This is a genomic window from Paractinoplanes globisporus DSM 43857, from assembly GCF_000379645.1.
Taxonomy (GTDB): Bacteria; Actinomycetota; Actinomycetes; order Mycobacteriales; family Micromonosporaceae; genus Actinoplanes; species Actinoplanes globisporus.
Map to the genome: position 1 here is coordinate 149,851 of NZ_KB903302.1, position 23,370 is coordinate 173,220.

A 23,370-nucleotide genomic window follows, 5' to 3' on the forward strand; every position below is an offset into this window, starting at 1 on the left:
GGGGATCTACTGGCCCGCATGACAGACCAACGGAATCCGGCCGACGTGGTGACCGTGCTGGTGGAGCAGGTGCTGGAGCGGGCGGCCACCTGGATTGCCTGGGACGGCGAGCCCCGGGCGGTCGACGATCGGATCTACACGCCGCAGAAGGCCATCCGCCGGGTCGCCGACCACCTGATCGACCATCTCGCCGAGATCGAGGCGCGGGTGGCCGGCGTCGCGACGATCCCCGACCACTGGCACGCGTCGGCGATCACGACGGCGGCCGACCTGGCCCCGTTCACGGCCGAGGACCTCGACGAGGCCCGCAGCCGCCTGACCCGCCTGGCCCAGCTCTACGAGATCCGGCTGGGCGCGCTCACCCCGGACCAGCTCGACCATCGCGACGCCGGCGCCTGGACGCCCCGGGAGATCGCGCTCCACTTGGAGGGCTCCTTGTATTACGCCGAAGCGGTCGGCTTCCTCGGGGCGGACAGCAGGTAGACGGCGACTGCCGCGACGCAGAGGAACGCGGCTCCGGCGAGGCTGGCGTCGGCGAAGCCGTGCACCGCCGCCGCGCCGGTCGCGGCCGGATGCGTGTGCAGGTAGTGGGCCGTGGCGGTGCCGGCGATCGTGGCCAGCAGGGCGGTGCCGAGCGAGGCGCCGATCTGCTGGGAGGTCATGACCATGGCACCGGCCACAGCCGTGTCCGGGCCGGCGCCGAGGGTCGCGGTGCTGTTCGCGGTGATCAGCACCCAGCCGGCGCCGAGGCCGACGAGCAGGAAGACCGGCAGTACGTGCGCCAGGTAGCCGCCGCCGGTGGACAGGCGCGAGAGCAGTCCGAGGCCGGCGGCCAGGATCAGCAGGCCCGACGCGAGCAGGGCGTGCACCGGAACCCGGGGGAGCAGGCGGCCGGCGATCCGGACACCGGCGATGAGACCGGCGGTCAGCGGCAGGAAGGCGAGGCCGGCCCGGATCGGGCTGTAGCCGAGCACGTTCTGCAGGTGGAACGTGAGGAAGAACAGGGCGGCGAACAGGCCGATCGCTAGGGCGAAGACGGCCAGGTAGCAGCCCGCCCGGCGGCGATCCAGGACGACCCGGGGCGGCAGCAGCGGCCGGCTCACCCGGCCCTGGGTCACCGCGAACGCGGCCAGCAGCACCACGCCCGCCGCCAGCGCGCCGATCGTGACGCCCGCGCCCCAGCCGTCGGTCTCGGCCCGGGAGAACCCGAACACCAGCGCCATCAGGCCGAGCGTGGCCAGCACCGCTCCGAGGATGTCGACTCGCGCCTGCGCACCCCGGCCGGGCCGCACGGCGAACCGCACGCCGACCGCGGCGGCCACCGCGATCGGCAGGTTCACGAACATGCACCAGCGCCAGCTCGCGTACGCAGTGAGCACCCCGCCCGCGAGAACGCCGAACCCGGAGGAGCTACCCATGGCGGCGCCGTAGATGCCGAAGGCGCGGGCGCGCTCGCCCGGCACCGGGAAGGCGGCGGCCAGCGTCGCCAGCACCGCCGGGGTGAGCAGCGCGGCGAACGCCCCCTGGAGGCCGCGCGCGGTGAGCAGCGTCGCCGAGCCGGTGGCGGCGCCGCCGAGCGCCGACGCCAGGGCGAAGCCGGAGAGCCCGATCAACAGGGCGCGCCGGCGACCGAGCACGTCGGACAGCCGCCCGCCGAGCAGCAGCAGGCCGCCGTAGCAGAGGGCGAAGACGGTGACGACCCACTGCCGGGTCGGGTCGGACAGGCCGAGATCGCGCTGGGCGGACGGCAGCGCGATGTTCATGATCGTGAGGTCGATGCCGACCATGAGCTGGGCGGTGGCGACTGCCGCGAGCGCCCACCACCGCCGGGGGTCGGGCGTCGCCTCGGGGGCGGCGGTGCGCATTGCCTGTGTGGACATGGTGATCCCTCCGCAAGCCGTTGGCAAAGCCAACGTTGGACGAGCCAACGGTAGTCGGGATCGTTGGTCTGGTCAACGGTCTCGCTCAGGGCAGGCCCTAGGCTCGAAGTCATGAGGACCGCGCCGACCCGGGCACGCAGCAAGGCCAGCTGGCTGATCAACAAAACGTCCGTGCACGCGCACCGGCTGCTCACCGACGCCGTGGCGCCGGTCGGCGGGCACGGGCACCACTTCCTGGTGCTCGCCGCGCTGGACGAGTTCGGCGCGGCCAGCCAGATGGAGATCGGTCAGCGCATCGGCATCGACCGCAGCGACACGCACGCGATCGTGAACGACCTGGTCGAGCAGGGGTTCGCCGAGCGGGCGCCCGATCCCGAGGACCGCCGCCGCAACATCATCACCATCACCGATGCCGGGCGTGGGCGGCTCGCGGAACTCGACCGTATCCTCGAGCGGGTGCAGGACAAACTGCTCGGTGCACTGTCGCCCGGGGAACGCCGTCAATTCGTGGCGCTGCTGACCCGAGTCCTCGACGGACAGGAAGACCGCTGATGACGCCGGAACCGATCGTCGTGGCCCGCGCCGGAACCGGGCTCGTGCCGCACTTCCCCGACCTCGTGAGCCGCGGCGGTGGCCGGCTGCTCGCCGCGTTCCGTGAGGGCACCGGCCATTTGGGTCCGCGCGGGCGGATAAGCGTGGTCGGCAGCGACGACGGTGGACAGACGTGGGGCGCGCCGCGGGTCGCCGTCGACGGGGCGTACGACGACCGCGACCCCAAGCTCGCCTGCCTGGCCGACGGCACGCTGCTGCTGAGCTACTTCGTCATCGACTGGAGCAGCAAGCCGCGGCACACCACCCTCGGCACGTACGTCCGCCGCAGCGACGACGGCGGGCTGACCTGGAGCGAGCCGGCCACCGGCGGGATGGGGATGACCGGCGGCGGCATCCTCGCCTGGCACGCCTCGCACGGCGCGGTGCTCGAACTGCCCGGCGGCGACCTGCTCTACCCGATCTACGGCCACCGGGCCGAGGAGAAGTGGTGGCGGGCCTCGGTCGTGCGCAGCACCGACGGCGGGCGCACCTGGGACGACGAGGTCACGATCGCGGCCGGCGAGGGGATCAACTTCCAGGAGCCGACCCTGACCCTGGTCGGCGACGAGGTGGTCTCGATGATCCGGACCGACGACGTGCCCGCGTACCTGTCCCGCTCGGCCGACGGCGGCCGCACCTGGAGCGAGCCGATGCCGACCGACATGCCGGCCTCGTCGCACCACGCGCTGGCGCTGGAGTCGGGCGAGGTGCTGGTCACCTACGGCGACCTGTCCAAGCGGTTCGGCGAGCGCCGGGTCACCGCGGGCCGGCTGGTGCGCGATCCGGCCGGCGACTGGGACGGCTACCCCGACGTGCTGCTCTACGACTCGGGCCACCGCGACCAGGCGAACCCGTCGAGCGCCGAGGTGGCGCCGGGCCGGTTCCTGACGCTCGGCTTCGACATCCCGGCCGCGACCGTCGTCGGCTTCTTCACCTCGCCTGAAGACTTCCGGCAGTGAGCACCGCGGCCTGAGCGAATCCCCGGATCACCGGGTGGACGCCGTCCGTGTGCAACTCCGGCTGGAAGAGCGTGGCCAGGAAGAACGGGTGGCCGGGCAGCTCGGCCACGCGGACGTCGCCGCCGTCGTCATGCCCGGAGAAGACCATGCCGTGCGCCGCGAGCAGGTCGATGTAGGCGGGGGAGACCCCGTAGCTGCAGTGGTATCGCTCGACCGTGCGCGCGGCGCCGAGCAGCCGCTCGATCCGGGAGCCCGCCGCGAGGTGGATCGCGCCCTCGTGCCCGACCAGCGAGCAGGACAGCTCGGTGATCAGCGCGTCGGCGCCGTTGTCGCCGGCGTTCTCGGCGTGCCGTGCCTCCGGCAGGCCGCACACGTCGCGGGCGTACTCGAGCATGGCGTGCTGGAACCCGCCGCAGGTGCCCAGAAACGGAATTCCCTCGGTACGGGCGGTGCGCGCCGCGACGATCGCACCCTGCTCGCTGCGGTACGGGCTGCCCGGCGCCAGCCAGACGCCGGCGAACCCGCGCAGCGCCTCCGGATCGGCGGCGTCGGTGGTCGGGATCCAGTAGGCGTCGAGGTCGATCTGCTCCTGCTCGCGAAGCGCGTCGAGGATGACGGGGATGCGCGAGTGCGCGCGCACGGCCGGGGAACGGTCTCCCACCAGGGCAATCGAAATCATGCCTCCATGCTGCGGCCCGCACCGACATCACGTCCAACGATGATTTCCGGAGCAGGCATTAGCATCCCTGATGTGGACCCGCACCTGCTGCGCACGTTCCTGGCCGTCGCCGAGACCGGCTCGTTCTCGGCGGCCGCCCGCGACCTGCGCTACACCCAGTCCGCGGTCTCCCAGCACGTCGCCGCCCTCGAGGCCGATCTGGGCACCCCGCTCTTCACCCGGCGCCCGGTGGCGCTGACTCCCGCCGGTGACCGGCTGCGTCGGCATGCCGCAATTCTTCTCGTACGCCTCGAAGCCGCACGCGCCGATGTCACGCGGGCGGTCGCTCCGCCCGGCCGCCTGGTCCTCGGGCTCACGCCGCTCGCTTGGGCCGCCCCCGTGGCAACGGCGCTGGCCACGATCCGGGCCGAGTCCGCGCGGCTGCACACCCGCCTGCGCGTGGCCGACCACCACCGCGTCGTCGAGGCGGTCGCCACCGGCGAGATCGACCTGGGCCTGGTGGACGGCTTCACGGCCCCCAGCGACCCGCTCCGCCTCCCCGAGCCCGGCGCCGGCTCCCGCTCGCTGGGCGTCGCGGAAAGCCCGGCCGTGGTGGCGGTCCCCACGTCCCACCCGCTCGCCCGGCGGACGGCGGTGGACCTGGCCGACCTGGCCGACGCGTACTGGATCGACGCACCCGAGGTGGCGCCCTTCACCCGCCTGCCGATCGACGGCCTTCGCGCGGGCCTGCGCTACGACGGCGCCGACGCCTCGGTGCTGGCCGGCCTGGTCGCGGGCGGTCACGGCCTGGCCGTCCTGCCGCTCCCGCTGGTCGCGAGCCACCCCGGCCTGGCCGGAGTTCCGGTGGGCGCGCCGCGGCTGGTGCACCGGGTGGAGCTGCTGCGCCTGGAGACGGTCGCCGACGATCCGGCCGAGCGGCTCGCCGCCCTGCTCAGCGCAGCGACTTGAGCAGCGCGATGTCGGCCGCGTGGCCCTCGTGCTCGACGCTCGGGGTCTCGACGATCACCGGGATGCCCGCCGTGGCCGGGTGGGCCATCAGCTCGGCGAAGGCGGCGGTGCCGATGCGGCCCTTGCCGATCGTCTCGTGGCGGTCGCGGGTGGAACCGCACTCGTCCTTCGAGTCGTTGGCGTGGATCAGCATGAGGCGGTCGGGGCCGACCGTGGCGATCAGCGCGTCGAGGGTGGCCGTCATGCCGCCGGGGGTGGCCAGGTCGTGGCCGGCCGCCCAGGCGTGGCAGGTGTCGAAGCAGACGCCGAGCCACGGGTGCTGCTCGGCGGCCGCCAGGTAGGGGCCGAGATCCTGCACCTTCGACGCCAGGCTGCGGCCGCCGCCGGCGCTCGGCTCGACCAGCAGCTTGGGCAGGCCGCGGGCCGCCGCGTCGTCGAGCAGCGGCAGCAGAGCCTCGTGCAGCTGGTGCATGGCCTTGGCCTCGTGCTCCACGTCGACCGCGCTGCCCGCGTGGTAGACCACCGCGGCGGCACCGATCGCCCGGCCGCGTTCCAGCGCGTGGGCCAGGGTCGCGATCGAGCGCTCGACGGTCAGCTCGGTCGGAGACCCCACATTCACCAAGAGCGAGGCATGCACGTACGCCGGGAGCCCGCGCTCGCCGATGCCGTCGCGGAACAGGGTGTCCTGCTGGGGGTCGCCGGGCGGCAGCGCCCAGCCGCGCGAGTTGGAGACGTAGACCTGCAACGTCTCCGACTCGGCGGCGTCCACGTACGGGAGGGCGGACTTGGCCAGCCCGCCCGCCGTCTTCGTGTGTGACCCGATGCGGCGGTCTAGAAGCACTGCAGGACCACCTGCGAGCCCGGCGCCACCGGCGTGTTGCCCGGCGGGTTCTGGCCGCGGACGAAACCGTTCGGGTTGAACCCGACGACCTGCACCGCCAGGCCCATCTGCTGGAGGGCCTGCTGCGCCTGCTGGCACTGCTGGTTGGTCAGGTCGGGGACGGTGACCTGCGGCGGGCCCTTGCTCACGTCGAGGGTGACCTCGGCGTCGTTGGCCACGCCGCTGCCCGGCTTGGGCGTCTGCGCGATGACCGTGTCGGTCGGCTGGTCGCTGTCCTTGTACCGCTCGACGGCGGTGAGGCCGAGCTGCTGCAGCTGGTTGCGGGCGTCGTTGACGTTGCTGCCCACGAGGTTGGGCACCTGGATCGGCGCCTTGCCCTTGCTGACCACGACGGTGACCGTGTCGCCCCGCTTGAGCTCGGTGCCCTTGGCCGGGTTGGTGGCGAGCACGGCGCCCTCGGGCACGGTGTCGCTGTACTGCCCGGCGCCGTCCTTGTACTTCAGGTTGGCCTGGGCCAGCTCGGTCTTGGCCGCGGCCAGCTCGAGACCGGCGAGGTCGGGCACCTCGAAGCGCTCCTGGCCCAGCGAGAGGGTCAGCGTGATGGTGCCGCCCTTGACGATCCGCTCCTGCGGGGCGGGTTTCTGGCTGACCACCGTGTCCTTGGGGACGCTCTCGCTGTAGGCGCCGTCGGCGTAGAACAGCTCCCAGTTGTGCTGCCGGGCGTACAACTCGGCCTGCTGTTTGGTCATGTTCACCATCGGCGGGGCCTCGGTGTACCGGCCCAGCGTCACCCACCAGGTGCTGCCGAGGACCACGAGCACCATCACGGCGACCGCGACCGAGAGCAGGACGCGCCGGCGGTCGGTCCCGCCGGCCGGGCGCAGGTCGGGGTCGCCCCGGCGGTAGGTCTGCGCGTTGCGGGCCTGCTCGGGCAGGCGCGCCCAGCTCGGCCGGTCGGTGACCGCCGGGACCATGGCGGTCGCGTCGGCGGCGGCGTGCCGGGACTGCGGCACCTGGCGCAGAAGAGCGGTCTGCACGTTCGCCGCGCCCAGGTCGTCGCGCACCGACTGCACCTCGGCCAGCATCGCGCCGGCGTCGGTGGGTCGCGCGCCCGGGTCGCGCCGGGTCGCGCGGGCGACCAGGTCGTCGAGCGCCTTGGGCACGCCCTTCACGGTGTCGGACGGGGCGGGGACGTCGTTGTCGACGTGCTGCCAGGCCACGCGCACCGGGTCGTCGCCGTCGAACGGGACGCGGCCGGTGAGCATCTCGTAGAGCACGATGCCGGCCGAGTAGACGTCGGTGCGGGCGTCGGCGCGCCCGTCGGTGACCAGCTCGGGCGCGACGTAGGCGACGGTCGCCATCAGCTGGCCGGAGTCGTCGACGCTGCTCGCCTCGACCGCGCGGGCCAGGCCGAAGTCGGCGACCTTGACGACGGCGTCGACCAGGTTGGCCTGGCCGCCGCTCGGCGCCTCGGCGACCAGCACGTTCTCCGGCTTGACGTCACGGTGGACCAGGCCGGCCCGGTGGGCGGCGGCGATCGCGGAGAGCATCTGCTCGAGGATCGCGCAGGCCTCGACCGGGTTGAGCCGGCGGCGCTGGGTGAGCAGGTCGCGCAGGGTGCTGCCCTGCACGTACTCCATCACGAGGTAGGGAAGGCCCTGGTGGCGGCCCTGGTCGTAGACGGCCACGACGTTGGGATGGGTGAGCCGGGCGATCGTCTTGGCCTCGTCGGTGAACCGATCCACGAAGTGGACGTTCGTCGCCTGCGACGGATGAATGATCTTCAGCGCGACGGTGCGCTCGAGTCGCTGGTCGGTGGCCGTGTAGACGGTCGCCATGCCACCACGGGCGACGCGACCGGTGATCCGGTAGCGGCCGTCAATCGTCGTGCCGATCAACGTGTCGGCGACTGTGGTGTCCATCGGCGTGAAGTGTATGTGTCTTTCGCGTGAGGGCAGACCAGGATGTCATAGCTGAGTCCAAACGGGTACGCCGAGCGGCCCAGGCGCGGTGTTCTGCCCCGACAAAAGCTGATTTAGTGGTGCCGACGGTGATGCCGGGCTTGCGGACTATCGCTGGGTTCGGCCGAATCGCTGGGTGTGGCCGACGTCTCGCTCGGCGACGGGTCACCGCTGTCGCTGGGGTACGGCGAGTCGCTCGGCCCGCTGGACGGTGAGGTCAAGGGCGACGTGGCCGGCGCGGTGGGCGTCGGCACCGGGGGAAAGCCGCACGCGCATTCCCCCTTTGTCGGGTTTGTCGTCCGAATCGGACTCGCGTTCCTGGCCACCGTGGGATCGGCCGGATCCGGCGCGACCGCCGGGGCCGTCGTCGGGCCCGGGACGGCGTCGGCGGCCTTCGGCAGGGTCGTGCCCGGCCGGGTCATCGTCGCCGGCCCGCCGCCGATTCCCGCGTTCGGCGTGAAGGTCGAGGTCACCGCGGGTCCGGGCGGGAACGTGTCGGCGGCCGCCGGAGTCTGGGCCAGCATCCGCACCACCCCCAGATAGGCGCCGGCCGCGGCCACGATGGTCAGCACCCCGAAGGCGGCCACCATCGGGACCCGGCGCGGCGGCCGCCGCGCCGGCTCCGGCTCCAGGACGTGCCCGCCGAACGTGTTCATCCCGGTCGACGTCACATCCGGCCCGTGCGCCGGCGGCTCGACCGGTCGCCGGCCCATGTCGTAGCGCATCGACCGCAGCGCTCCGGACAGCTCGCCACGGACTCTCCGCAACAGGCTCATCGAGTTGGTTCTCCGATCTGGCACGCTGTAGGAGTGAGCGATTCCGTTACCGCCGCCCCGGCCGCCTGGGTCAACCTGCCCGACGTGTCCGCGAAACTCGGCGTGTCGATCAGCAAGGTGCACCAGATGATCCGCGACGGGCAGCTGCTCGCGGTCAAGCACGACGGGGTGCGCCAGGTCCCGGCCGAGCTGGTGGCCAACAGCACCGTGCTCAAGCACCTCCCGGGCGTACTGACCTTGCTGCGCGACGCCGGGTATAACGACGAAGAGGCCCTGCGGTGGCTCTACGAGCCCGACTCGGATCTCGACGGCAACGCGGCGCTCGGGCTGGCCGGGCACCGCGCGCGCGAGGTGAAGAGGCGGGCGCAGGCCCTCGGCTTCTGATGCGCCATCTCGCGTACGTGTCGGTGCTGGCCGGCTGTCTCGTCGCGGCGATCTGGCTGGAGCCGGTGCTCAAGGTCCGCGTGTTCCGGCGCTGGCGGCGGCTCCTGCTGACCGTGCTGCCGGTGGCGGCCGTCTTCGTGCTGTGGGACCTGGCGGCGATCGCGGCCGGTCACTGGCACTTCGACCGCTCGCAGATGACCGGGGTCGTGTTCCCCGGCGGCCTGCCGCTGGACGAGGTGCTGTTCTTCCTGGTGGTGCCGGTCTGCGCGATCCTCGGCCTGGAGGCGGTGCGCACGGTGCTGCGGCGCCCCGCCGGCGACGAGTGACTTACACCGCGGCCGCGGTCCTGGGCGTGCTGGCGGCCGTGACCCTCGACCTGGCCGTCCTGCGCGTGCGCCTCCTGGGCCGGCTGGTCTTCTGGGCCACGTACCCCCTTGTCCTGATTTTTCAGCTTTTATCGAACGGCATCCTGACCGGTCGAAACATCGTGATGTACGACCCGTCCGCGATCCTCGGCTGGCGCATAGCCCACGCCCCGGTCGAGGACCTCCTGTTCGGCTTCGCCATGGTCCTGCTGACCCTCGACCTCTGGATCTGGTGGGGCCGCCGCGGCGTCAACTGAGCGACGGCCCTTCTGTTCGTACGGCCAGGGCCGCCACGTCGTCGCTCGGCCGATCCGGCGTCATTGTTCGATGCGGGCCCGGTGGTCCTTGGCGAGGCCGTGCAGCGGACACGGCTGTCGCGGCTCGCGCGGGCAGAGAACCCACACGTCGGTCGCCGTTGCCCGGTAGAGGCGGTACGGGGAGGACCCGGTCACGTCATCCCAGGTCAGCCCCGTCGCGTCCCGGTCGGCGGGCCCCGGATACACCTCGAGTCCGCGCTCGAGATCGTCGCCGGCCAGCTCGCGCGCTTCCCCGGCCGCGTACAGGGCCCGGCCGTGGTAGGGGCGGACGGTCGAGTCGAACACCACGATGCTCACCTGCGGGCGCTCGGCGAGGTTGCGCGAGTGCACGGCGTTCGTCTCCGAGGTCCAGTAGAACTCGCGCACGCCGGCCGCGGCGAAGTAGACCGGGGAGGTCCAGGGCCGGCCGCTCGGGTCGACGGTGCCCAGGGTCAGGTAGAGGTTCGTGTCGAGCAGCGTCCGCGCGTGTGCGGCGAGATCGTCAGATGTCATCACGGACTCTCAGATACACCACGGCCGGGCCGGGCGGGAACGGCGAGGAAAGCTCGATCTTCCCCTCCGACTCGGCGCTCAGCACGTCGGCCGCGGTCGTCTCGCGGGTGGTGACATCGAACCATTCCACCTGGTACGAGCCGGCCGGCAGGTCGACGGTGAACGCGCCGCCGCCCTCCGGCTCCAGCACGAGGTACTCCGAGCCGGAGTTGGCCAGGGCGTACCCGGTCGAGGCGAGGTCGCGCCGGGGCTGCATGTCGATCAGTCCGATGCGTTCCGCGTACCGGCGGGTGTCGCCCATCGCCCAGCGCGCGGGCTCGTAGTGGGCGAACGGCGGCACGCCGCTCTCGGCCGGCGACTCGGCGCCGGGTTCGAGCCCGGCGATGAGGCCGTAGTCCATGAGGATGGGATGGTGGCCGCGCAGGAACGACTTCCAGGCCCAGAGCGCGTCGCCCTGCCCCGGTGCGTAGTGGTCGGTGTCGCTGATGACCACCTTGGCGCCGTCGGCGATCGGCGGATCGGCGTACCAGCGCGACGGCGGGGCGCCCGGCGCCATCGGGTGGCCACCGTGGGCGAAGATGTCGTCGTCGTAGCCCGGCGAGATCCATTCGGCGCGGCTGCCCAGCAGCGGCTCGTTGACTTTGGTCTGCTCGGCCACGGGGAACTGCATGGTGATGCCGATCGGGTGCGCGTCGTAACCGCGCGCCGCCTCGTGCTCCTTGACCGTGTCGATGACCCAGTACTGCCAGTCGGTCGAGTCGCCCCACGACGGCGCCTTGTCCATCCCCAGGAACCCGGCGAACTCGTCGGTCACCGTGCCTCCGCCGCACGATTCGTTGGCCACCTCCCACAGCACGTTGGGCAGGTCGTGGAGGGTGTCGACAACCTTCCGGACGTACGCCTCCTGAATGGCCCGGACGCGCGGGTCGAGCGGCAGCACCCGCAGGTCGTTGATCGAGGTCGCGGAGACGCCGTTGACGTTGTTGCCGGCGTGGAACGGATGGCCCTCGACGTGGTCCGGCGGCGGGCTGAGGTGCAGTGCCCAGCCGTCGAACAGCATGACGCCGACGTAGATGCCCGCCTCTCCGGCCGCCGTGACCCGCTCCCGGAGCCGCCGGAAGAAGCCCTCGTCGAGCTGCTCCAGGTCGAACCGGGGCTTGCCGTCCTTCGCGGTGCCCGGCCCGGTTCGCGCCCACGGCTGTGGCGACATGTTCAGGTGGTAGTTCCCGCCCGCCGCCTGCGACCGGACCTGCTCCCAGCGCCAGAGCCGGATGAAGTTGTGCCCGCGTTCGGTAAGGAACCGCAGGTAGGCGTCGTAGTCCATCCGCTCCGGCTCGTCGGGGCCGTCGGGGCCGGGACCCATGCCGTCGTGCAGGTTGTTCCAGATGTGCGACCCGGTCAGGTAGACGGCGCGGCCGGCGCCGGGCCCGGTGGTCGGAGTGAAGTAGCGGGGGTTACGGGTGGAGACGGCGAGCGGGCCGTCGGCTTGTCTTGGCATGCCCAAAAGCCTCTCTGTCGCGCGGTCGCGGAACATCTGCCAGGTGGCCGATGGGCGGCCTGGCATTGTGGTGGCCATGCGCGGAGGCACAGGCAATCTCGTGGTGCCGTTGACGTCGTTCGTCGGGCGGCAGACGGAGATCGAAGCCGCGGCCGGGCTGCTCGAACGCCACCGGCTGGTGACCCTGACCGGGCCCGGGGGAGCCGGCAAGACGAGGCTGGCGGCGCACGTCGCGGCCGGTCGGTCCGATCGGTACCCCGACGGCGTCTGGTGGGTCGACCTCGCCACGACAACTGACGGTACGGCGGTCGCGGAGACCATTGCCGAGGCCGTCGGCGCCCCGGTCGTCGGAGGGCGGGTCGCCGCCCTCCGTACGCATCTGGCGCCGTGGCGGTCGCTGCTGTGCCTCGACAACGCCGAGCACCTGCTCGAAGGGGTTGCGAGCACCGTGGAGGCGGTGCTGCACGGTTGCCCGCGAATCACCGTGCTGGTCACCAGCCGCGAGCCGTTGGGCGTACCGGGTGAGGCGGTTTTGGGGGTTCCGCCCCTGTCCGACGACGATGCGCTCTCCCTGTTCGTCGATCGCGCCCGCCTCGTGCAGCCGTCATTCGCGCTCGACGCGGCCAACGAAGCGGCCATCCGTTCGATCGCGGCCCACCTGGACGGGATACCGCTGGCGCTGGAACTGGCCGCGGCGTGGGTGCGAACCCTGACACCCCAGCAGGTGGAGGCGGGCCTCGAAGACCGGTTCGCGCTGCTTGTGCGCGGTCCCCGGGGAGCACAGCGCCGGCAGCGCACGCTCTTCGGATCCATCGACTGGAGTCACGCGCTGCTGGACGAGACCGACCGCGTCGTGCTCCGGCGGCTCGGAGTGTTCGCCGGGACGTTCGGGCTCTCCGCGGCGCGGGACCTCTGCGCCGGCGGACCGGTGACCGCCGCCGAGGTCCTGCCGGCGCTGGGCCGCCTGGTGGACAAGTCGCTGGTGGTGGCCGACGTACGCGCCGACGAGTCGCGCTACCGGCTGCTCGAGACCATCCGGGCCTTCGCCGGGGCCCGCCTGGTCGAGGCGGAGGAGGACACGGCACTGCGCGAACGACACCTCGCCTGGTTCCTGCGGTTCGTCGAGGCGGCGGAGGCGGACCGGGAGCCCGATGCCGACGGATGGCGGCGGGCGCTGGTGCTCGACTACGACAACCTGCGCGCGGCGCTGGAGTGGGGCCTCGCGGCCGAGGACCCCCGGGCCGGCCGGCAACTGGCGGCGTCACTGGCCTGGCTGTGGCATCTCGATCGCCGCGGCCGGGAGGGAATCGGCTTCCTCCATCGAGCGATCGACCGCGCACCCGGCGAACGCTCCCGGCTTCAGGCCCGGCTCATGACCGGTCTTGCCCTCGTCGCCGACACGGCCGGCCCGCTCGACGTCGAGCATGACGCCGCCACGCGAGCGCTCGACCTGGCGACCGACGTCGGCGATGAAGGACTGCGTGCGCTCTGCCTGACCTTGCTGGCGGTCGGCTCGTTCTACACCGACTTCGACGAGGCCTGGCGGCTGTGTGAGCAGGCGTACGCCGCGGCGGAGGCGGGGTTCGTTCTTGGTGGCGCACGGGCGCTGCAGGCGATGATCCTTCACCTGCGGGATCGGCACACCGAAGCCGAGCTGGTCGTCGACGAGTCCGTCCGGAAGAGCCTGCAAGCCCACCGAGGCGTGCTGTCCACGCTGCTGACCTACCAGGCGGAGGGCGCCCTGGCCGGCGGCGACCCGGTCCGTGCGCTGGACCTCGCCACGGAGGCGCTGCTGGTCGCCGAACCCCTCGGCGACCACCTGCGGGTCGGGATGGCCCGCTCGGTGCTCGCCCAGATCAAGGCGCTGACCGGCGACCTGGCCGGCGCGACGGAAGTGATCGACCCGGTGCTGCGCCTGGCCGACGTGTTCATCCCCGGTCTCGACCACGCGATGGCGGTGCTGGCGATGCGCCGTGATGACCCGTCGGCCGCGATGGACTCGTGGCGGCGCGCCGCCGGCTCCACCGACCGGGGCGCCGCGACCTGGCTCGCTGCTCGGGCCCTGCCCCGGCTCGGTGCGGCCCTTGCTGCCGCCGGCCGTACCGATGAGGCGGTGGCGACGCTCGATCGGGCGGTGGAGGTGGCTCGACGCCTGGACATGCCGGGACCACTGGCCGAGGCGTACGCCGCACGGGCCGACCTGGCCGCCACCGACCCGGACGGGCTCACCCATGCCGTCGAGCTCCACCACGCGGCGTTGACCATCCGCGTCGACCATCGGCTCCGCACCGCCCAGATCGACAGCCTGGAGGCACTCGCCCGGGTCGGTGCGGCCATCCAGCCGGCCGCCGACGACGTACGCATCCTGCATGCGGCCGACTTGGCCCGCGCGACCACCGGCCTTCCTCGCGGTGCCGACCAGCAGCGGTCGTACGACGACACGACCGCCGCCCTACGCCGGGCGCTCGGGGCGACCACGTTCGATCGGGCGGCGGCCGAGGGCGCGCGACTCACCCTCGACCAGGCCGTCGAGTACGCCCGCCGGGCCCGCGGACGCCGGGGCCGCCCGGCCACCGGCTGGTCCAGCCTCACGCCGACCGAACTCGAAGTCGTCCGCCTGGTCGCCGAGGGCCTCACCAACCCGCAGATCGGTGCCCGTCTCCTGATGAGCCGCGGCACGGTGAAGACCCACCTCTCCCACATCTTCACCAAACTCGACACCACCACGCGAGCCCAACTGGCCGCGGCCGCGACCGACCACATCCGTTAGGGATCCACCAGCGCGCGCAGCACGCTCTCCGCTTCCTCGACCACAGTGGAGCTCGCGTCCATGCTGTTCCGGTACGTCACGTGCCGGCTGCGGCCACCCCGCTTCGCCTGGTACATGGCGATGTCGGCCCGCCGGATCAGCTCCTGCTCATCGGGTCCGGCCCGCAGGCTCGAGGCGATCCCGACGCTGGCGCCCACCTCGGCGCGGCCGCCGGGCACGTGGAACGGCTGGGCGATCTCGTCGATGATCCGGTCGGCGACCGCCGCGGCGTCATCCTCGGACGTGTCGCGGAGAGCGAGCGCGAACTCGTCGCCGCCCAGCCGGCCGGCCAGGTCGCCGTGCCTGATCGTCCGCAGCATGAGCTGTCCGACCTGACTCAGGAGCGCATCGCCGGCGGCATGCCCGAGCGTGTCGTTCACGGCCTTGAAGCGGTCGAGGTCGACGAACAGCAGTGTCACCCGGCCCTGGCCGCCGTCCTCGGCCAGCAGTGCCCGCAGGCGCGTGGTGAACAGCGCGCGGTTGGCCAGTCCGGTCACCGTGTCGTGCATGGCGTTGTTGATCTCGCGTTGCGTCTTGGCATCGGTGAGCGCCAGGCTGATGTGCTCGGCGAAGGAGAGCAGGTTGTCGCGTTCCGCATCGGTACGGCGGCGCTCGGCGGAACCGGTGACGATGAGAACACCGGCCGTGCGGCCGTCCTCGTGCACGGGCGCGGCCATGGACCATCCCGGCCGGCCGTCGGCGCCCGTCTCGATCTCGTGCACCCGGTCGGCGCGGATGGCGCCGGCCGCCAGCTCATCGTCGGCGACGGAGAGCCGTGATTCGCCCTCGACGTGGTGCAGCAGCTCGCCGGCCTGGCAGACCAGGACGGCCGCGCCGGCGTCGTGAGTGTCGATCAGCCAGAGCTGGACGCGCCCGGTCCCGTTGGCGAGGACGTCCAGGGCGGCGGCGACGGTCATCCCCAGGACGTCGGGCAGCGGAACCCGCCGGGAAATGGCCCGTTGCAGCGTGTACAGGTGCTGCATCACCCGCTGCCGCCGGCGTTCGGCGTCCAGGGTGCGCAGCATCCGCAGCGTCAGACCGAGAACGCGAGCCATGCCGCGGATCAGATTGCGCTCCGCCGCGGAGAAGGACTGCTCGCACCGGGCCAGCACGAGGATGCCCTCCCCGGCGGCGCCGAGATGCGCCGATCCGGCATGGCAGAGGCCCACGGCGGCCAGCTCCAGTGTCTGGCTCGCGCCCGGCGTGACGGCGGCGAGTGCGTCATAGCCGCCGGAGCCCTGGGGCAGCCCGACCGCCTGCGCGACGGTGCCGTCGAAGACGACGGCACCGATCTCGGCCTCCAGTGTCTCGGCCGCCCGCTCCACCGCGGCCCGGATCGCGCTTTCCTCGTCGTCGCTGGATGAGACAACGGCCAGCAGTTCGACAAGCTGCTGAGCGGCAAGTCCCTCGCCGGACACGGCCGGTGCCTCCTCCCTCACGATTTCCCCGGTTCGGCGCGGAGGGCTCAGCCCAGAGCCATGACCACCATGGTCTGGTTGTGAAAGCCATTGATTCCTTTGGTACGAGCGATTTCGCCGTACGTGTAGAAGCCCGCGAACGGGATTCCGTGTGCCTGCTCGGCGATGCGGGCGCCCTCCTTCACGATGCCGTCGTCGCCCAGCACGGCACGGCAGGCGGCACAGCTGAACGTCAGCAGCCCGACCGGACTGCGGTCACCGAGCTGGTCGATCGCCGACCGGCAGGCCTCGGCCGACGCCGTCAGGACGGAGTCCTCGTCGCCCTCCATGGCCCAGGTCAGACCGCCGAGCGACAGGTCGCCGCCACCGCCGATCGAGCGGCCCTCGACGTCCACCTCGGTGCTCATGTTGCGCACCTCGATCCCGCTGCGCCGCTGTACGCCGAGGGGACGGCTGAGGGCGAACTGCTGCAGCTCGGAACGGTCGCGGTAGACCGTCTCGGGAGCCCCGAGGCGGTTGAGGTAAGCGTCCAGCGCGGGCTCGTCGTCAAGCTCGTGCACCCGGCCGTCGCCGCTCGCGGTGACCACCATGGGCTCGCCGGTCGGGCGCCAGCCGTGGCTGATGCCGATGCCGATGGGCGCCACGGACGAGATGCAGGCGGCCACGACGGCGTTGCCGAAGGTCTGCGTGCCGTGCAGCTGGAAGGTGCCGGTCATCCGCCACCCGTCGCCGGCGGCCCCGCCGAAAAGCGGCACACCGGCGCCGAGTACGCCGTAGGCACCGCGAAGGACCAGTTCCTGATCCCGCGCCAGGCCGTCGGTGAGCAGCACCAGCGCGCGGTGCGGGAACTCGTCGTCGACGGTCTTCGCGACCTCGGCGACCTCAGCTCCGGCCTCCCGCTGGCGACCGCTGATCTCGGCGATCGCGGCCGTGGACACCGAGAAGCCCGCACCGCCCAGCGCGGTGACGACGACGCTGCCGTCCCGGGGGCCGTCCGGGTGGATCTCGCCGTGGGTGGAACAGCCGATCATCGGCACGCCGGGCGCCGCGGCCGCGATCCCCTCGGCCAGTCGTTCGGGATCATGCCCGATTGCCGCGAAAACCAGCAGCAGCTTCGGATCCTCGCCGGTGATGGCCTCGGCCGCGGCCTGTTGCCCGGCTTGGTAGGAATCGCTCAGAACGGAGTTTCCCACCGACATCCACCGGGTGTTGTCCGCGGCTCTGCTGTCCTCGTGCGCTGTCATCTGCCCTCCGCAAGATGCCGGGACCGTTTCCGGTCCGAGCAGCTCATCGGCCGAAGGCGGGCATTTCTTAACGATCTCGCGGATCTTCGTGGGCTCGGTGCTCAGCCGGCCCGAACCTCGGCGGCGACGGCCGCGGCGACGGCCGGGTGCGAGTCGACGCTGAGGTGGATCCCGTCGTCGCCCGTCTTGGCCACACTGCCCAGGTCGACGAGGCCCAGCCCGCGGTCGGCCGCCAGGGCCCGGACCGCGGCGGCCAGCGCGTGTGACCGTACGACCAGATCGGTTGCGATGTCGCGGGGGAAGAACTCGTGGAAATCGGGCCGGGTGTCGTCGATCGGCAGCGGGGCGAGCAGCACGACCCGGGGTGGCCGGCCGCCCCAGTTGGCCGGCGCGGTCGCGACGTCGTCGAGCAGCTGGCCCAGGGAGGCGGCAACCTCCGGCACATCCCGCCGGAACTGCGGCTTGAGATCGTTGAAGCCGAGCCCGAGCACGAGGACGTCAACCGGCTGCTGGCTCTCCAGGCAGGGGATCAGGTACGTGCGGCCGTTGCGGCCGGGCCGCTGCTCGTCGAGGTCGACGGTCCGGCCGTTGAGTCCTTCCTCGACCACCGCATAGCCGTCGCCGAGCAGCCGCTGCAGGCGCCCGGTCCAGCGGATGTCGATCGGCCACCGTCCCCTGTCGACATCCTCGGCGCGCTGCCCGTGGGTGTTGGAGTCACCGAAGCACAGCACCGTGCGCGCGTCCGGGTTGACATTCATCGGCCGATGCTAGCCCCCTTGACCGGGTAGCCATCGAAGCGCTTCGATGGCCATGCTGGCGCGTCCGCGGCGACTCTCCTCGCCGGGCGCGGACCGGATCCACCGCCGGTTCCAGCGCTCGAGACCGTACGAGAGGAAGATCCATGAGTTCGACAGCAAGGAGGGCCGGGCTCGCACTCGCTGCCGCCGCCCTGGCCCTCGCCGGAGCCGTGTACGGCGTGACCAGGCCGGCATCGGCCGACGTCACGGCCCAGCTGACCGCTCCTCAGCTGGTCGCCGACATGGGCGCCGGCTGGAATCTGGGAAACCAGCTGGAGGCCAACGCCAACGGAATCCCCAGCGAGACGGCGTGGGGCAACCCGGTCGTCACGCAGGCCCTGATCGACCGGGTGAAGGCATCGGGCTTCAAGACGATCCGCATCCCGGTCTCCTACCTGGGAAACATCGGGGCCGGCCCGAACTACACGATCAACTCGGCCTGGCTCAGCAGAATCGCCGAGGTCGTCAACTACGCCTACAACCAGGGCCTCTACGTGCTCATCAACATGCATGGCGACGGGTACAAGTCCGTCACCGGCTCCTGGCTGATCTGCGACTCCGCCGACCAGACGACGATCAAGGACAAATACCAGAAGGTCTGGCAGCAGATCGCGACGAAGTTCCAGAGCTACAACGAGCACCTGATCTTCGAATCCATGAACGAGGAGTTCGACGGGCAGTACGGCAACCCGACCTCGGCGTGCTATTCGAACATCAACGCCTACAACCAGATCTTCGTGGACACCGTACGGCGGACCGGCGGCACCAATGCTTCGCGATGGCTGCTCGTCCCCGGCTGGAACACCAACATCGAGTACACCGCCGGCAACTACGGCTTCGTGCTGCCCACCGACCAGTACCGGTCCAGCTCGATCCCCAGTGGCGAGCAGCGGATCATGATCTCCGTCCACTATTACGACCCGTGGGACTTCACGGGCCAGGAGGACGGCAACATCACGCAGTGGGGATCGGCAGCGACCAATCCGGCCAAGAAGTCGACCTGGGGACAGGAAGACTACATGGACACCATGCTGAAGAAGATGTACGACGCTTTCGTCGTACGCGGATATCCGGTTTTTGTCGGTGAATACGGCTCGATCGACAAGACCTCCTTCGACTCGGCGAACAACACGTACCGGGCGAACTTCGCGCGCGCCCTGGTGTCCACGGCCAAGAAGTACGGCGCCGCCACCGCCTACTGGGACAACGGCTACAACGGGCAGTACGGCTTCGGGCTGTTCAACCGCAGCTCGGCCACGGTGACCCAGCAGGGCATCCTCAGCGCGATCATCACCGCGGCGGGCGGCGGCCAGCCCACCACGCCGCCGACCACGAGGCCCACCACGCCGCCGACCACCGCACCGACCACGCCGCCCACCACGGCCCCGACGACCAGCCCCGGCGGCACCGGCACCTGCCGGATCGGCAACGCGGTCAGCGCGTGGAACACCGGCCTGGTCAACAACATCACCATCACCAACACCGGCACCGCCGCCATCAACGGCTGGACCCTGACCTTCACCCTGGCCGCCGGACAGACGATCACCTCGGGCTGGAGCGCCACCTACTCCCCGGCCAGCGGCACGGTGACCGCGACCAACGTCAGCTACAACGGCTCCCTCCCGGCGGGAGGCTCGGCCACCATCGGATACCAGGCCAGTCACACCGGCAACGCCGCCGCCCCCACCGGCTTCAAACTCAACGGCACCACCTGCAGCTGACCCACCACGACGGGCCGGGGCCGCTCAGCGACTCCGGCCCGTCCGCGTCAGAGATTCAGGGAAGGGCCGGGATGTCTTCCGCCGTGATGATGCGCGTCGACGCCTCTACGTCGTCCAGCAGCCGGGCCGCCTGCCGCTCGACGACGGTCTCGAACTGCGTCCGGGCCACGCGGCCGTTGCCGAAATGGGCGTCCCGGCCTGCGTACAGGCGCGCGAACAGCTCGCGCGCGGCGGCCGCAGCGTCGGCGCTGAGCTCCAGGTCCGCCTCGCGGCAGCGCGCGGTGAAGATCGCCGTGAGCTCGTCGGGCGCGTAATCGGCGAAGTGGATCACCCGCGTGAAGCGTGAGGACAGCCCCGGATTCGACCTGACGAACTCTTCGATCGGTGCGGTGTACCCGGCCACGATCACGGACAGTCGCTCCCGGTGGTCCTCCATCGCGATGAGCAACGTGTCCACCGCTTCCTGACCGAAGTCGTGGTTCTTCTCCCCGCCCTGGGTCAGCGTGTACGCCTCGTCGATGAAGAGCACGCCGTCCAGCGCCGACGACACCGCCTCGGAAGTCTTGAGCGCTGTCTGTCCGACGTAGCCGGCCACCAGCGACGCCTGTTTGGCCTCGATGAGCTGCCCGCGCCGCAGAAGCCCCAGGCCGGCGAAGATCTTCCCGATCAGTCGCGCGATGGTCGTCTTGCCGGTGCCCGGGTTGCCGGTGAACACCATGTGCAGGCTGACCGGGATGGGGTTCTGGCCTTCGCGGACCCTCCGCTGGTTCAGCCGGACGAGCGCCACGAGCTTGCGGATCTCCCGCTTGACCTCGGCCAGCCCGATCATCGCGTCGAGCTCGGCCAGCAGCGCGTCCACGTCGTCCACCACCGCGGCCCGCTCGTCGGTGACATCGTCGGCCACGATGAGTCGCCAGTCGACCGGCGTCCCGGTCTTCTCCCGCGCCCGCGCGACCGTCGACAACCGCTGTGCCTGCCGGCCGATGATCTTCTCGAACAGCTCGCGCATCGCGCGACCGTTGCCGAACTTCGCGTCCCGGCGCCGGTACAGGTCGGCGATGAGCCTGGTCAGCCCGGCGTCCGCGTCCGGCGACACGACAAGGCCCTTGGCCGCGAACGAGGCGTCCAGGATCTGTCGCAGTTCGCCCGGGCCGTAGTCCTCGAACTCGATGTACCGCGTGAACCGCGATTGCAGGCCCGGGTTGGAATCGATGAACTTGCGCATCGGGGCGGTGTATCCGGCGGCAATGACCGCAAGCCGTTCCCGGTTGTCCTCCATGGCCTTGAGCAGTGTGTCGATCGCCTCCTGGCCGAACGTGTTCCCGCTCCCGCCCTCGTCCGGCGCCAGCGAGTACGCCTCGTCGACGAACAGGACACCGTCCAGCGCCGCCTGCACCGCCTCGCTCGTCTTGATCGCCGTCTGCCCCACGTGGCCGGCGACGAGCGACGACCGGTCTGTCTCGATCGTGTGACCGCGGCCCAGCAGACCCAGCCCGGCGAGAATCCGCCCGACGAGCCGCGCCACCGTCGTCTTACCCGTACCGGGACTGCCCGTGAAAACCATGTGCAAGCTCAGCGGAATCGGGTCGTGCCCGTCGCGCGCCCGCATCTCGTTGAGCCGCACGACGTCGACGAACTCCCGGACCTCCTGCTTCACCCGGCCCAGACCGATCATGGCGTCGAGCTCGGCCAGCAGGGCATCGACGTCCTCCACCACGGCCCGCCGGTCCTGCGGGACGTCCGCCGCGGTGATCGTGCGCAGGGCCTGCGGTTCCGCGCCCGGGATTCCGGCGACCCGCTGGGCCTGCGCCTCGGCGATCCGCTCGAACAGGGTGCGCATGGCCCGGCCGTTGCCGAACTGGGCGTCCCGGCGACGGTGCAGGTCGGTGACGACCTTCGTCAGCTTCTCGCCGGCCTCCGGTACGACGAGGAAGTCGTTCTCCGTGAGCATGGCGTCCAGGATCTGGCGCAGTTCGGCCGGCTCGTAGTCCTCGAACTCGACGTACCGGGTGAATCTCGACCGCAGGCCGGGGTTGGCGTCGATGAATTTGCGCATCGGCGCGGTGTATCCGGCCACGATGACGGCGAGCTCGTCGCGGTGGTCCTCCATCGCTTTGAGCAACGTGTCGATGGCCTCGCCGCCGAAGTCGTTCTGCGTGCCCTTGTCGGCCGCCAGGGAGTACGCCTCGTCGATGAACAGGACGCCACCCAGCGCCTCCTCGATCTTGGCCATCGTCTTCCCCGGTGTCTCGCCGATGTGCCCACCGACGAGCGCGCTCTTGTCCACCTCGACGACGTGACCGGAGCTGAGCAGTCCGGCCGAGGCGTAGATCTCGCCGACGACGCGGGCGACGGTCGTCTTGCCCGTTCCCGGGCTCCCGGTGAACACCAGGTGCAGGCTCGTCTGCGCGGTCGACATGCCCTGAGCCGCTCGTTGCTGCTGCACCACGGCGAAATCCATGAGCCTGCGCATCTCGGCCTTCACGCCCGGGAGCCCGATCATGGCGTTGAGTCGCCGCAGTCCACCGGCGTCGCCGACGGGACCGTCGGGGACCGGCCGCAGGTTGAACGTGCACCCGGTGGCGGTGGCCCCACCACGCCCCTCGACCGTGACCGCCGTCTCGAGAGTCGCGCCCTCCAGACGTACGCGGCGCATGACAACCCGCCCGCCCTCGGCGGAGACGAGGGCGCGGGCTGCACCGCCAAGCTCGCAGTCCTCGAGGACGGTGTTTGTCTGCCGGCGGGCCAGGATCGCCGGCGAACATTCCTGCACGCGGGTGGCGCGAACGGTGGCCGTGGCCGCGTCGTCCACCCAGAGCCCGGGCCACTTCACCCCGCATCTCTCGATCAGGCAGGTCTCCAGCTCGGCGGAAGAGCCCTTGCCGGCCACCGCGACGGCCGGATAGATCGTGTCCACGAACGTGGCGGCCGAAATCGTCGCGGTCGCCGCCTCGGCGACATAGACGCCGTTGCCGCGAAGGTCGCGGAACTTCGAGCCCTTGACGGTCGCCGTGGATCGCCCGGTGACGGCGATCGCCGAGTTCGCGTCCCAGAATTCGCAACCATCGACGTGTACGACGCTGGCGTTCTCGCCGACGATGGCGTTCTGGGGAAACCCGTGAATCGACGACCGGGCCAGGAGGATCTTCCCGCCACGGTCGGCCCGCGCCGCCACACCGCCGCCGGAGGCGATCCGGCTGTCCTGCACCTCGAGCACGGCGCTATCGAAGACGTGTGCGCCGTCGCGGGGGACGTCGTGCAGGTGGCTCTGGCGCAGCACGATCGTGCCGCCCTCCTCGGCGTACAGCGCGGGATGGGTTGTCGAAGACCCGCTCAGGTCGCAGTCCACCAGCGTGGCATGGCCGTATCCCCGCACGACGAGCAGATTGTCCGCCGCGTTGCGCAACACCGACCGCGCGACGGTGACCCGGGCCTGATCCACCAGGTTGACCCGGCCGTCAAGCGTCAGCCCGCTGATCGTGGCGTGCCCGGTGTACGTCAGGTGCCCCTTGATCGACGCCGTCCCCGGCTTGGCGGCGGTCAGCGACACCCCGTTCAGCCGAATGGCCCCCACGACGTGCGCCCCCGGCGCGAACTCGACGACGTCCCCCGGGCTGATCTGAGCCAGAATCGACTGCATTGTCGAGGAGTGGAACCTCCCACCGCCGACCTTGTACGTCGCCACGGCAT

At 71.3% G+C, this 23,370-nt stretch carries 20 protein-coding genes; 10 read left to right on the forward strand and 10 right to left on the reverse strand.

The window, feature by feature from the left end; translation table 11 throughout:
* The first annotated feature begins 18 nt into the window (after window positions 1-18).
* On the forward strand, window positions 19-483 hold the full coding sequence (locus tag A3CQ_RS0117010) for a hypothetical protein (protein WP_040432506.1): 465 nt from the start codon (window positions 19-21) through the stop codon (window positions 481-483).
* Here the strand turns inward: A3CQ_RS0117010 and A3CQ_RS0117015 are convergent.
* The gene (locus A3CQ_RS0117015; RefSeq protein ID WP_211216622.1) at window positions 441-1,880 is read right to left on the reverse strand and encodes an MFS transporter; all 1,440 of its coding nucleotides are present in this window, start codon (window positions 1,878-1,880) and stop codon (window positions 441-443) included. The genes A3CQ_RS0117010 and A3CQ_RS0117015 overlap by 43 nt on opposite strands.
* Window positions 1,881-1,991: 111 nt before the next feature.
* Here A3CQ_RS0117015 and A3CQ_RS0117020 point away from each other — a divergent pair, with 111 nt between their 5' ends.
* Window positions 1,992-2,432 carry a MarR family winged helix-turn-helix transcriptional regulator gene (locus tag A3CQ_RS0117020; RefSeq protein WP_020512151.1) on the forward strand — a complete coding sequence of 147 codons (441 nt, stop codon included), beginning with the start codon at window positions 1,992-1,994 and terminating at the stop codon, window positions 2,430-2,432.
* Window positions 2,432-3,430 (forward strand): sialidase family protein, encoded by a 999-nt coding sequence (locus A3CQ_RS0117025; protein ID WP_020512152.1) that lies wholly within the window; start codon window positions 2,432-2,434, stop codon window positions 3,428-3,430. The genes A3CQ_RS0117020 and A3CQ_RS0117025 overlap by 1 nt, the downstream gene beginning before the upstream one ends.
* Here the strand turns inward: A3CQ_RS0117025 and A3CQ_RS0117030 are convergent.
* Window positions 3,402-4,109: a CTP synthase C-terminal region-related (seleno)protein gene (locus tag A3CQ_RS0117030; protein WP_020512153.1), complete on the reverse strand. Its 708-nt coding sequence runs from the start codon at window positions 4,107-4,109 to the stop codon at window positions 3,402-3,404. The two genes, A3CQ_RS0117025 and A3CQ_RS0117030, sit on opposite strands and share 29 nt — an antisense overlap.
* Window positions 4,110-4,181: 72 nt before the next feature.
* On the opposite strand from A3CQ_RS0117030, the gene A3CQ_RS0117035 reads away from it, so the two are divergent.
* The gene (locus A3CQ_RS0117035) at window positions 4,182-5,057 is read left to right on the forward strand and encodes a LysR family transcriptional regulator (RefSeq protein ID WP_020512154.1); all 876 of its coding nucleotides are present in this window, start codon (window positions 4,182-4,184) and stop codon (window positions 5,055-5,057) included.
* Here the strand turns inward: A3CQ_RS0117035 and A3CQ_RS0117040 are convergent.
* The gene (locus A3CQ_RS0117040) at window positions 5,041-5,898 is read right to left on the reverse strand and encodes a deoxyribonuclease IV (RefSeq protein WP_020512155.1); all 858 of its coding nucleotides are present in this window, start codon (window positions 5,896-5,898) and stop codon (window positions 5,041-5,043) included. The genes A3CQ_RS0117035 and A3CQ_RS0117040 overlap by 17 nt on opposite strands.
* A complete protein-coding gene (gene pknB, locus A3CQ_RS0117045; RefSeq protein ID WP_020512156.1) occupies window positions 5,889-7,820 on the reverse strand; it encodes a Stk1 family PASTA domain-containing Ser/Thr kinase in 1,932 nt (643 codons plus the stop codon). The genes A3CQ_RS0117040 and pknB overlap by 10 nt, the downstream gene beginning before the upstream one ends.
* 177 nt (window positions 7,821-7,997) lie before the next feature.
* Between pknB and A3CQ_RS0117050 the strand changes: the two genes are divergently transcribed.
* The 4 genes from A3CQ_RS0117050 to A3CQ_RS0117070 all read left to right on the forward strand — a co-directional run bounded on the left by A3CQ_RS0117050 (window position 7,998) and on the right by A3CQ_RS0117070 (window position 9,641).
* Window positions 7,998-8,402 carry a hypothetical protein gene (locus A3CQ_RS0117050; RefSeq protein WP_020512157.1) on the forward strand — a complete coding sequence of 135 codons (405 nt, stop codon included), beginning with the start codon at window positions 7,998-8,000 and terminating at the stop codon, window positions 8,400-8,402.
* Window positions 8,403-8,668: 266 nt separating this feature from the next.
* Window positions 8,669-9,019 (forward strand): Rv2175c family DNA-binding protein, encoded by a 351-nt coding sequence (locus A3CQ_RS0117060; RefSeq protein ID WP_020512159.1) that lies wholly within the window; start codon window positions 8,669-8,671, stop codon window positions 9,017-9,019.
* Window positions 9,019-9,345 carry a lycopene cyclase domain-containing protein gene (locus A3CQ_RS0117065; RefSeq protein WP_020512160.1) on the forward strand — a complete coding sequence of 109 codons (327 nt, stop codon included), beginning with the start codon at window positions 9,019-9,021 and terminating at the stop codon, window positions 9,343-9,345. Before A3CQ_RS0117060 ends, A3CQ_RS0117065 begins: the two co-directional genes overlap by 1 nt.
* Window positions 9,342-9,641, forward strand: a complete 300-nt coding sequence (locus A3CQ_RS0117070) for a lycopene cyclase domain-containing protein (protein WP_020512161.1) — start codon at window positions 9,342-9,344, stop codon at window positions 9,639-9,641. Before A3CQ_RS0117065 ends, A3CQ_RS0117070 begins: the two co-directional genes overlap by 4 nt.
* Window positions 9,642-9,701: 60 nt before the next feature.
* Here the strand turns inward: A3CQ_RS0117070 and A3CQ_RS0117075 are convergent, their stop codons facing one another.
* On the reverse strand, window positions 9,702-10,193 hold the full coding sequence (locus tag A3CQ_RS0117075) for a pyridoxamine 5'-phosphate oxidase family protein (RefSeq protein WP_020512162.1): 492 nt from the start codon (window positions 10,191-10,193) through the stop codon (window positions 9,702-9,704).
* A complete protein-coding gene (locus A3CQ_RS0117080; protein WP_020512163.1) occupies window positions 10,183-11,691 on the reverse strand; it encodes a hypothetical protein in 1,509 nt (502 codons plus the stop codon). The genes A3CQ_RS0117075 and A3CQ_RS0117080 overlap by 11 nt, the downstream gene beginning before the upstream one ends.
* A gap of 76 nt (window positions 11,692-11,767) precedes the next feature.
* On the opposite strand from A3CQ_RS0117080, the gene A3CQ_RS63655 reads away from it, so the two are divergent.
* Window positions 11,768-14,461: a helix-turn-helix transcriptional regulator gene (locus A3CQ_RS63655; protein ID WP_169516284.1), complete on the forward strand. Its 2,694-nt coding sequence runs from the start codon at window positions 11,768-11,770 to the stop codon at window positions 14,459-14,461.
* Here A3CQ_RS63655 and A3CQ_RS53165 read toward each other — a convergent pair.
* From A3CQ_RS53165 to A3CQ_RS0117100, 3 genes are all read right to left on the reverse strand, one after another.
* Window positions 14,458-15,918 carry a GGDEF domain-containing protein gene (locus tag A3CQ_RS53165; RefSeq protein ID WP_020512165.1) on the reverse strand — a complete coding sequence of 487 codons (1,461 nt, stop codon included), beginning with the start codon at window positions 15,916-15,918 and terminating at the stop codon, window positions 14,458-14,460. The genes A3CQ_RS63655 and A3CQ_RS53165 overlap by 4 nt on opposite strands.
* A gap of 47 nt (window positions 15,919-15,965) precedes the next feature.
* Window positions 15,966-17,162 carry an FIST signal transduction protein gene (locus tag A3CQ_RS0117095; RefSeq protein WP_063713574.1) on the reverse strand — a complete coding sequence of 399 codons (1,197 nt, stop codon included), beginning with the start codon at window positions 17,160-17,162 and terminating at the stop codon, window positions 15,966-15,968.
* Window positions 17,163-17,263: 101 nt separating this feature from the next.
* Window positions 17,264-17,920 carry a GDSL-type esterase/lipase family protein gene (locus A3CQ_RS0117100; RefSeq protein WP_020512167.1) on the reverse strand — a complete coding sequence of 219 codons (657 nt, stop codon included), beginning with the start codon at window positions 17,918-17,920 and terminating at the stop codon, window positions 17,264-17,266.
* Between the two features lie 143 nt (window positions 17,921-18,063).
* Here A3CQ_RS0117100 and A3CQ_RS0117105 point away from each other — a divergent pair, with 143 nt between their 5' ends.
* A complete protein-coding gene (locus A3CQ_RS0117105) occupies window positions 18,064-19,680 on the forward strand; it encodes a cellulase family glycosylhydrolase (RefSeq protein ID WP_026205789.1) in 1,617 nt (538 codons plus the stop codon).
* A gap of 55 nt (window positions 19,681-19,735) precedes the next feature.
* Here A3CQ_RS0117105 and A3CQ_RS57485 read toward each other — a convergent pair whose 3' ends face one another.
* Window positions 19,736-23,320: an AAA family ATPase gene (locus A3CQ_RS57485; protein WP_020512169.1), complete on the reverse strand. Its 3,585-nt coding sequence runs from the start codon at window positions 23,318-23,320 to the stop codon at window positions 19,736-19,738.
* Window positions 23,321-23,370 lie beyond the last annotated feature (50 nt).

Excerpts from the sequence above, each read along its gene's own strand:
- pknB (WP_020512156.1), bottom strand. The coding sequence starts at position 7,820 with ATGGACACCACAGTCGCCGACACGTTGATCGGCACGACGATTGACGGC.
- A3CQ_RS57485 (WP_020512169.1), bottom strand. The coding sequence starts at position 23,320 with ATGCAGTCGATTCTGGCTCAGATCAGCCCGGGGGACGTCGTCGAGTTC.
- A3CQ_RS63655 (WP_169516284.1), top strand. The coding sequence starts at position 11,768 with ATGCGCGGAGGCACAGGCAATCTCGTGGTGCCGTTGACGTCGTTCGTC.
- A3CQ_RS0117075 (WP_020512162.1), bottom strand. The coding sequence starts at position 10,193 with ATGACATCTGACGATCTCGCCGCACACGCGCGGACGCTGCTCGACACG.
- A3CQ_RS0117020 (WP_020512151.1), top strand. The coding sequence starts at position 1,992 with ATGAGGACCGCGCCGACCCGGGCACGCAGCAAGGCCAGCTGGCTGATC.
- A3CQ_RS0117010 (WP_040432506.1), top strand. The coding sequence starts at position 19 with ATGACAGACCAACGGAATCCGGCCGACGTGGTGACCGTGCTGGTGGAG.
- A3CQ_RS0117030 (WP_020512153.1), bottom strand. The coding sequence starts at position 4,109 with ATGATTTCGATTGCCCTGGTGGGAGACCGTTCCCCGGCCGTGCGCGCG.
- A3CQ_RS0117095 (WP_063713574.1), bottom strand. The coding sequence starts at position 17,162 with ATGACAGCGCACGAGGACAGCAGAGCCGCGGACAACACCCGGTGGATG.
- A3CQ_RS0117080 (WP_020512163.1), bottom strand. The coding sequence starts at position 11,691 with ATGCCAAGACAAGCCGACGGCCCGCTCGCCGTCTCCACCCGTAACCCC.
- A3CQ_RS0117015 (WP_211216622.1), bottom strand. The coding sequence starts at position 1,880 with ATGTCCACACAGGCAATGCGCACCGCCGCCCCCGAGGCGACGCCCGAC.
- A3CQ_RS0117025 (WP_020512152.1), top strand. The coding sequence starts at position 2,432 with ATGACGCCGGAACCGATCGTCGTGGCCCGCGCCGGAACCGGGCTCGTG.
- A3CQ_RS0117065 (WP_020512160.1), top strand. The coding sequence starts at position 9,019 with ATGCGCCATCTCGCGTACGTGTCGGTGCTGGCCGGCTGTCTCGTCGCG.
- A3CQ_RS0117105 (WP_026205789.1), top strand. The coding sequence starts at position 18,064 with ATGAGTTCGACAGCAAGGAGGGCCGGGCTCGCACTCGCTGCCGCCGCC.
- A3CQ_RS0117100 (WP_020512167.1), bottom strand. The coding sequence starts at position 17,920 with ATGAATGTCAACCCGGACGCGCGCACGGTGCTGTGCTTCGGTGACTCC.